This window comes from Pseudomonas sp. GV105 (assembly GCF_003058185.1).
Lineage (GTDB): Bacteria > Pseudomonadota > Gammaproteobacteria > Pseudomonadales > Pseudomonadaceae > Aquipseudomonas > Aquipseudomonas veronii.
In genome coordinates, this window is record NZ_QBUF01000036.1 from 1 (window position 1) to 1,527 (window position 1,527).

Annotated in this window: 1 protein-coding gene; it reads right to left on the reverse strand. The window is 62.1% G+C overall.

Going from position 1 to position 1,527, the window contains the following annotated elements; all coding sequences use genetic code 11:
* Positions 1-1,527 (reverse strand): type VI secretion system tip protein TssI/VgrG (gene tssI / locus C8K66_RS30470; RefSeq protein WP_108526711.1); only part of this gene is annotated, 1,527 nt, incomplete at both ends.

Consider the following 1,527-nt stretch of genomic DNA (forward strand, 5'->3'; position numbering starts at 1 on the left):
GCCAATCGTCACCGTCTCGTTGTGCCCAATACTCTTGTTGCGGTCATGCCCCACCGAATGGCTCTCATCCACCTCGACGACGATGTCCTGATTGCGCTCGGCATGGATATACAACTGCTCCAACCCCTTCTTGTCCTCCATGCGAATTTCATTGAAGTTGGCCGGCGTGCCGCCCTTGCTCGAACGACTTTTCATGCCGCTCTGGGTCGCGTTCTCCGGCAAATCGTAGGGCACCGTCTGCTCCGCGTTGTACACCCGCCCAGTAATAATCGGCCGGTCCGGGTCGCCTTCCAGAAAGCTCACAATCACCTCCTGGCCGATCCGTGGGATCTGCATCGAGCCCCAGTTCTTGCCGGCCCAGGATTGCGATACGCGTATCCAGCACGAGCTGTTTTCGTTGGACTGGTCGTGGCGGTCCCAGTAGAAATGCACCTTCACGCGGCCGTACTGGTCGGTCCAGATTTCCTCGCCTTTGGGGCCGACCACCAGCGCGGTCTGCGGGCCTTTGACGATGGGGCGATAGGTGTTGGCCAGCGGGCGGAAGCTTTGTTGGGCATCGATGCAGGTCAGGCTGCTGTCGAACTGCGCCGAGTTGGAGCCGCCGCCGCTTTCCAGGCTTTCCTGAACGATGTAATAGCGGCAGCCGACGATCAGGTATTCGCGGTTCTGGTCCTGGCGGCTGAAGCCGGTGAGGCTGAACAGATGGCCGGAACCGAGGCCGCGGGCGTTGCCGTTGAATTCTATTTGTTCATGCAGGGTTTGCAGGGCTTCGATGCGGGTGCGCGCGTAGTGTTCGCCGTCCGCGCTTTGCACGTAGGTGCCGGGGTAGTCGTACAGCGGGTAGTCGCCGGCGGCGTGCGGGCGCGGCATCGCCGAGCGCACGTCGATGCTCGCGCTGGGGCGCTGGAAGTCGTAGTCGTTGAGCTCCAGCGAGCCCGGCTGCACTTGCTGGGCCAGGTGCCAGTTGTGCATGTGGTCGCGTTCGCGTTGCTGCTCGTCCTTGGGGTAGTACGGAATCGACGCATAGCCCGGCACCGTGGTGTGGGCGCCATAAGCGTCAGCCAGCACCAGCACGTGGCGGTCCTGTTCATGGCGGAAGAAGTAGTAGATGCCTTCCTGTTCCATCAAGCGGCTGACGAAATCGAAGCTGGTCTCGCGGTACTGCACGCAGTATTCCCACTCGCGATACGGCCGGCTCAGGGCGTCTTCGAAGTCGGAAAAGCCGAGGTCGCGGAACACCTGCTTGATGATCTGCGGGATGCTCAGGTTCTGGAAAATCCGGCAGTCCGACGTGCGGCTCAGCAGCCACAGCCACGGGCGCAGTGTCACCTGATAGCTGGCGAACTGGCCCTGGTCGATGCTCTGGCTGCACTGCGCGACGATGCCGTGGAAATGCCGCTCGCCACCGTCCGCCAGTTGCACGCCAACGCTCATCGGCTTGCCGAGCAACTGGTTGAGGTCGATGTTGGCGTCCAGGGAGGTCAGTTGCAGCTCATAGGCGAACAGCCGACCCAACTCTTCGCCGCC